The sequence below is a fragment of the Streptococcus sp. 2106 genome (assembly GCF_013277315.1).
GTDB classification, from domain to species: Bacteria; Bacillota; Bacilli; order Lactobacillales; family Streptococcaceae; genus Streptococcus; species Streptococcus pseudopneumoniae.
Genome location: NZ_VMMS01000101.1, coordinates 1 through 7,938, shown reverse-complemented (window position 1 = coordinate 7,938; position 7,938 = coordinate 1). Strand labels below are relative to the sequence as shown.

At 33.8% G+C, this 7,938-nt stretch carries 2 protein-coding genes; both read left to right on the top strand.

The window, feature by feature from the left end; all coding sequences use genetic code 11:
- Nucleotides 1-554: 554 nt before the first annotated feature.
- A complete protein-coding gene (locus HT723_RS09960; protein WP_172935128.1) occupies nucleotides 555-7,121 on the top strand; it encodes a S8 family serine peptidase in 6,567 nt (2,188 codons plus the stop codon).
- Nucleotides 7,122-7,601: 480 nt separating this feature from the next.
- The gene (locus tag HT723_RS09955; RefSeq protein WP_172935127.1) at nucleotides 7,602-7,937 is read left to right on the top strand and encodes a hypothetical protein; all 336 of its coding nucleotides are present in this window, start codon (nucleotides 7,602-7,604) and stop codon (nucleotides 7,935-7,937) included.
- The last annotated feature ends 1 nt before the right edge of the window (nucleotide 7,938 follow it).

Below are 7,938 nucleotides of genomic sequence, written 5' to 3'. Positions count from 1 at the left end.
GTGTGACGCACCAAGGGAGGAGTCTGCCCTTTTGAGGAAATCTAGCGAAGAAAAACGATACTGGAACAGCAGAAAGTAAAACTGGCCTCATGAGGAGGAAGAAAGTGGCTCATGAGGTCAGGGGTTTGGTAAGTTACATCTAGTTGAGAGAGGTATGAATGATTTGGGGTTAAGTCTTATTCTTAGCGGTTATTTATATTGTTTAATAGCGCTGATATTTCATCAATGATGTTTGACTTTGTGATTTTGGTAGTGGTTCAATTTGATTGCTACTATTTTTGATGGTGTGAATGTTCTGACAATGTACCCCAGCTAACTACGAAAGTTTTTGACTCTATATTTTTAATGTGTATTAAAAAATAAATTAACACATATTAATTTTTCTTGACTTAAATTTAAAAAATGATATACTATTTTTATGGAGAGCTAACAATTATATATAAATGTACTACTCTATTTCCTAGATAATACTTAGTAAAACTTTTTATAACAAAGGCTAGCAAAGTTAAAGTTTTCTATCTATTGGAAGTTAAATAAATATGTAAGGAATTAAAATGAAAAAAAGTACAGTATTGTCATTAACCACAGCTGCAGTTATTTTAGCAGCCTATGCCCCTAATGAGGTAGTCTTAGCAGATATATCTAGCTCTGAAGATGCTTTAAATATCTCTGATAAAGAAAAAGTAGTAGTAGATAAGGAAACAGAAAATAAAGAGAAACATGAAGAGATTCATCATGCTATAGAAGCTTCAAAGGATACTGAAGAAAAGAAAACAACAATTATTGAGGAAAAAGAAGTTGTTAGTAAAAATCCTGTGATAGACAATAGCACTAGCAATGAAGAAGCAACAAGCAAAGAAGAAAATTCCAATCAATCCCAAGGAGATAAAGCGGACTCGTCTGCAAGTAAAGACTCAGAAAGTCCCAAAAAAGAGGATAGACTTGTCTATATTGCTGAATTTAAAGATGAAGAGTCTAGAGAAAAAGCAATCAAGGGACTATCCAGTCTTAAGAATACAAAAGTTTTATATACTTATGATAGAATTTTTAACGGTAGTGCCATAGAAACAACTCCAGATAACTTGGACAAAATTAAACAAATAGAAGGTATCTCATCGGTTGAAAGGGCACAAAAAGTCCAACCCATGATGAATCATGCCAGAAAGGAAATTGGAGTTGAGGAAGCTATTGATTACCTAAAGGCCATTAATGCTCAATTTGGAAGAAATTTTGATGGCAGAGGTATGGTCATTTCAAATATCGATACTGGAACAGATTATAGGCATAAGGCTATGAGAATCGATGATGATGCCAAAGCCTCAATGAGATTTAAAAAAGAAGACTTAAAAGGCACTGATAAAAATTATTGGTTGAGTGATAAAATTCCTCATGCTTTTAATTATTATAATGGTGGTAAAATTACCGTAGAAAGAGCTGATGATGGAAGTGATTATTTTGATCCCCATGGGATGCATATTGCAGGGATTCTTGCTGGAAATGATACTGAAAAAGACATCAAGAACTTTAATGGCATAGATGGAATTGCACCTAATGCACAGATCTTCTCTTATAAAATGTACTCTGACGCAGGATCTGGGTTCGCAGGGGATGAAACAATGTTTCATGCTATTGAAGATTCCATCAAACACAACGTTGATGTTGTTTCGGTATCATCTGGTTTTACAGGAACAGGTCTTGTAGGTGAGAAATATTGGCAAGCTATTAGAGCATTAAGAAAAGCAGGCATTCCAATGGTTGTCGCTACGGGTAACTATGCGACTTCTGCTTCAAGTTCTTCTTGGGATTTAGTGGCAAATAATCATCTGAAAATGACCGACACTGGAAATGTAACGCGAACAGCAGCACATGAAGATGCGATAGCGGTTGCATCTGCTAAAAATCAAACAGTTGAGTTTGATAAAGTTAACATAGGTGGAGAAAGTTTTAAATACAGAAATATAGGGGCCTTTTTCGATAAGAATAAAATCACAACAAATGAAGATGGTTCAAAAGCTCCTAGTAAATTGAAATTTGTATATATAGGCAAGGGCCAAGACCAAGATTTGATAGGTTTGGATCTTAAGGGCAAAATTGCAGTAATGGATAGAATTTATACAAAGGATTTAAAAAATGCTTTTAAAAAAGCTATGGATAAGGGTGCACGCGCCATTATGGTTGTAAATACTGTAAATTACTACAATAGAGATAATTGGACAGAGCTTCCAGCTATGGGATATGAAGCGGATGAAGGTACTAAAAGTCAAGTGTTTTCAATTTCAGGAGATGATGGTGTAAAGCTATGGAACATGATTAATCCTGATAAAAAGACTGAAGTCAAAAGAAATAATAAAGAAGATTTTAAAGATAAATTGGAGCAATACTATCCAATTGATATGGAAAGTTTTAATTCCAACAAACCGAATGTAGGTGACGAAAAAGAGATTGACTTTAAGTTTGCACCTGACACAGACAAAGAACTCTATAAAGAAGATATCATCGTTCCAGCAGGATCCACATCTTGGGGGCCAAGAGTAGATTTACTTTTAAAACCCGATGTTTCAGCACCTGGTAAAAATATTAAATCCACGCTTAATGTCATTAATGGTAAATCAACTTATGGCTATATGTCAGGAACTAGTATGGCAACTCCAATCGTAGCAGCTTCTACTGTTTTGATTAGACCGAAGTTAAAGGAAATGCTTGAAAGACCTGTATTGAAAAATCTTGAGGGAGATGACAAAATAGACCTTACAAGTCTTACAAAAATTGCTTTACAAAATACTGCGCGACCTATGATGGACGCAACGTCTTGGAAAGAAAAAAGCCAATACTTTGCATCACCTAGACAACAGGGAGCAGGGCTAATTAATGTTGCCAATGCTTTGAGAAATGAAGTTGTAGCGACTTTCAAAAACAAGGATTCTAAAGGTTTGGTAAACTCTTATGGTTCTATTTCTCTTAAAGAAATAAAAGGAGAAGAAAAATATTTTACAGTTAAGCTTCACAATACATCAGACAGACCTTTAACCTTTAAAGTTTCAGCATCAGCGATAACTACAGATTCTCTAACTGACAGATTAAAACTGGATGAAACATATAAAGATGAAAAATCTCCAGATGGGAAGCAAATTGTTCCAGAAATCCATCCAGAAAAAATCAAAGGAGCAAATATCACATTTGAGCATGATACTTTCACTATAGGCGCAAATTCTAGCTTTGATTTGAATGCGGTTATAAATGTTGGAGAGGCTAAAGACAAAAATAAATTTGTAGAATCATTTATTCATTTTGAGTCAGTGGAAGAAATGGAAGCTCTAAACTCTAACGGGAAGAAAATAAACTTCCAACCTTCTTTGTCGATGCCTCTAATGGGATTTGCTGGGAATTGGAACCACGAACCAATCCTTGATAAATGGGCCTGGGAAGAGGGTTCAAAATCAAAAACAATGGAAGGTTATGATGATGATGGTAAACCGAAAATTCCTGGAACCTTGAACAAGGGTATTGGTGGAGAACATGGTATAGATAAATTTAATCCAGCAGCTATTATTCAAAACAGAAAAGATAAAAATATTACATCACTAGACCAAGACCCAGACTTATTTGCCTTTAACAACCAAGGTATTCATGCAGAATCCACTAGTGGATCTAATGTTGCTAGGGTATATCCACTTGACTCAAAGGGAGAACCACAAAGTGTTTCACTAGAAAGAGGATTAACACCTTCTCCACTTGTATTAAGAAGTGCAGAAGAAGGATTGATTTCAATAGTAAATACAAATAAAGAGGGAGAAAATCAAAGAGACTTAAAAGTCATTTCGAGAGAACACTTTATTAGAGGAATTTTAAATTCTAAAAGCAATGATGCAAAGGGAATTAAATCATCTAAACTAAAAGTTTGGGGTGATTTGAAGTGGGATGGACTCATCTATAACCCTAGAGGTAGAGAAGAAAATGAACCAGAAAGTAAGGATAACCAAGATCCAGCTACTAGGATAAGAGGACAATTTGAATCAATAGCTGAGGGTCAATACTTCTACAAATTCAAATATAGATTAACCAAGGATTATCCATGGCAGGTTTCTTATATACCAGTAAAAATTGATAATACAGCTCCAAAAATTATTTCAATTGATTTTTCTAATCCAGATAAAATTAAATTGATCGCAAAAGATACCTACCACAAGGTAAAGGATGAGTACAAACACGAAACCTTGTTTGCTAGAGACCAAAAAGAACATCCTGAGAAATTTGAAGAAGTAGCCAACGAAGTATGGTACGCAGGTGCAGCTCTTGTCGATAAGTATGGAGATGTTGAGAAAAGTCTTGATGTAACTTACGCCGGAGAGGGTGAGGGAAGAAATAGGAAGCTTGATAAAGATGGAAATACTATCTACGAAATTAGCGGAGCAGGAGATTTAAGAGGAAAAATCATCGAAGTAATCGCCCTAGATGGTGCAAGCAACTTCACCAAAATCCATAGAATTAAATTTGATGACCAAGCTGATGAAAAAGGAATGATTTCTTATTACCTAGTAGATCCTGACAAAGATGCTTCTAAATATGAAAAACTTGGTGAAATTTCTGAAGATAAACTCAAAAATGCAAAGAGCTCAGAGGAAAATACCAATAATAATCAAGCTAAGGATGAAGATTCAAAACCAGATGAAGAAAGTTCAGTTGAGGGAGAAGCTAGCCTTGAAATAAATAAAACTATTTCAACAATTAGAAACTTTGAAAATAAAGACCTAAAGAAACTCATTAAAAAGAAATATAGGGAAGAAGAGGACTTTGTAAATGGTGGTACAAGAACAGTAGAACTTGATTATCGATATGACGATAAAGGAAATATAGCTGCCTATGACGATGGTAGCGCCTTAGAATATGAAACTGAAAAACTTGATGATGTTAAATCAAAACTTGGTGGAGTATTAAGCCCATCAAAGGATGGACATTTTGAAATTCTTGGAAAAGTAAGTAATGTATCCAAAAATGCTAAGGCTTACTATGGCAATGACTTCAAATTAATAGAAATTAAGGCAAGTAAATACGACCCACAAACTAAAACTCTAACCTTTGACTTATTTGCAAACACAAATGATGTAGTCGATGGTCTATCCTTTACGGGTGATATGAATATCCTTGTAAAAGATAAGGGTGAAACAAAAGCTAAAACTAAAATTAGAATGCCTGAAAAAAATAAGGAAACTAAAACAGAATATCCCTATGCATCAAGTTATGGGAATGTAATCGAATTAGGAGAAGGAGATCTTTCAAAGAACAAACCAAACAATTTAACTGAAATGGAATCTGGTAAAATCTATTCTGATTCAGAAAAACAACAATATCTGTTAAAGGATAACATCATTCTAAGAAAAGGCTATGCACTAAAAGTGACTACCTATAATCCTGGAAAAACGGATATGTTAGCAGGGAATGGAGTTTATAGCAAGGAAGATATAGCAAAAATACAAAAGACCAATCCTAATCTAAGAGTCCTTTCAGAAACAACAATTTATGCTGATAGTAGAAATGTTAAAGATGGAAGAAGCACTCAATCAGTATTAATGTCGGCTTTGGACGGCTTTAACATTGTAAGATATCAAGTGTTTACCTTTAACATGAATGATAAAGGGGAAGCAATCGATAAAGATGGAAATCTTGTGACAGATTCCTCTAAACTTGTATTATTTGGTAAAGATAATAAAGAGTATCATGGGGAGGAATATTCTAATGTAGAAGCTATAAAAGAAGATGGCTCCATGTTATTTATTGATACCAAACCAGTAAACCTTTCAATGGATAAGAACTACTTTAATCCATCTAAATCTAATAAAATTTATGTACGAAATCCAGAATTTTATTTAAGAGGTAAGATTTCTGATAAGGGTGGTTTTAACTGGGAATTGAGAGTTAATGAATCGGTTGTAGATAATTATTTAATCTACGGAGATTTACATATTGATAACACTAGAGATTTTAACGTTAAGCTTAATGTTAAAGACGGTGACATCATGGACTGGGGAATGAAAGACTATAAAGCAAACGGATTTCCAGATAAGGTAACAGATATGGATGGAAATGTTTATCTTCAAACTGGCTATAGCGATTTGAATGCGAAAGCAGTTGGAGTCCACTATCAGTTTTTATATGATAATGTTAAACCCGAAGTAAACATTGATCCTAAGGGAAATACTAGTATCGAATATGCTGATGGAAAATCTGTAGTCTTTAACATCAATGATAAAAGAAATAATGGATTCGATGGTGAGATTCAAGAACAACATATTTATGTAAATGGAAAAGAATATACATCATTTGATGATATTAAACAACTAACAGATAAGACACTAAATATTAAGATTCTTGTAAAAGATTTCGCAAGAAATACAACCGTAAAAGAATTTATTTTAAATAAAGATACGGGAGAAATGAGCGAATTAAAACCTCATAGGGTGACTGTGACCATTCAAAATGGAAAAGAAATGAGTTCTCAGATAGTGCCGGAAGAAGATTTTATTTTACCTGTCTATAAGGGTGAATTAGAAAAAGGCTATCAATTTGATGGTTGGGAAATTGCTGGTTTCGAAGGTAAAAAAGACGCTGGCTATGTTATTAATCTATCAAAAGATACCCTTATAAAACCTGTATTCAAGAAAATAGAGGAGAAAAAGGAGGAGGAAAATAAACCTACTTTTGATGTATCCAAAAAGAAAGATAAGGTGCAAGCAAATCATAATCAATTAGATGAAAGTCACAGAAAAGAGGATTTACAAAGAGAAGATCATTCACACAAATTTGATTCAACTAAAGATGTCAAAACTACAGTTCCTGTACAAGTAAATTATAGTCAATTAGATGAAAGTCAAAGATCTGATTCAACTAAGGATGTTACAGCTCCAGTTCCTGATAAAAATGATAAAAACTTTGAAAATGAGAAGGAAGTTTATCTTAATGAACCAGAGAACATAGCTAATAAAGATACCAATATTGATAGTAAATCAACTACTAACAATGATAGGTTGCCAAAAACCGGAACAGTTAGCGAAGTCTTCACGTCATTGGTTGCCGGAATAATGTTTACCGTAGGTGCATTTCTTGGATTAAAGAAAAAAGATTAAGATTAAGACAAAAGCTATAGATGAAAAAATGGTTTATGTACTGAGATGGTGTGATGATGAAACAGTTTTGTGAAAATAGCTATTTATAACTCAATTATTTAGTTTACTTTACTATTGATACTCTGTTTGGATTTATTAATAGACTTAGTTTAGAAAACTAATGAATTGATTGAAAGGGTTAGTATTGACAAATATTGATTAGCAAATAGAGTCTTTCAAAATTTAAAGGCTAATAGAGGTGATGAGACAATTTCAAGGAATTAAGTAGCGTTTGGTTGCTTAATTCCTTTTCATTTGGGAGGTAGTTTTTCACGGCTTCCTTATTTTATCGCCATTATTTAACCACTTAGACTGATATAGAGACCAGATAGGCAAAAGAACTTGTTCTTGAAACTGACCTCTACTATAATGATTTTTGTAAGGGACGTGAGGCATCACTATCAGAGAACTCAAGTTCATAAAAAAATTGGAGATAAAGAAATGAAAAAATTATTGGGAATTATCTTTTTATTAGCAGCAGTGACAGTAGTGTATTTTGGTTCTGTTGGCTGGCCAAGTTTAGATGTCAACCTCTGGTCTTTGATTCCGGTGGGTCTGTTCCTCTTTTTCACTCTAGAGAATCTTTTGAAAAAAGACTACAAGGCTAGTCTGATGTGTTTGATTATTGCCTTTATCATCGCAAATGCAATTTTGGACCTGTTGCTAATTTCAAGTGGCTTGGTGATTGGAGCAGGTGTGCTGGCTTGTGTAGGTATTGGTTACCTATTTCCTGATAAAGAGAGTAATACTGAACTAAAATCAAAAAACATCTTATAAT

Excerpts from the sequence above, each read along its gene's own strand:
- HT723_RS09960 (WP_172935128.1), top strand. The coding sequence starts at position 555 with ATGAAAAAAAGTACAGTATTGTCATTAACCACAGCTGCAGTTATTTTA.
- HT723_RS09955 (WP_172935127.1), top strand. The coding sequence starts at position 7,602 with ATGAAAAAATTATTGGGAATTATCTTTTTATTAGCAGCAGTGACAGTA.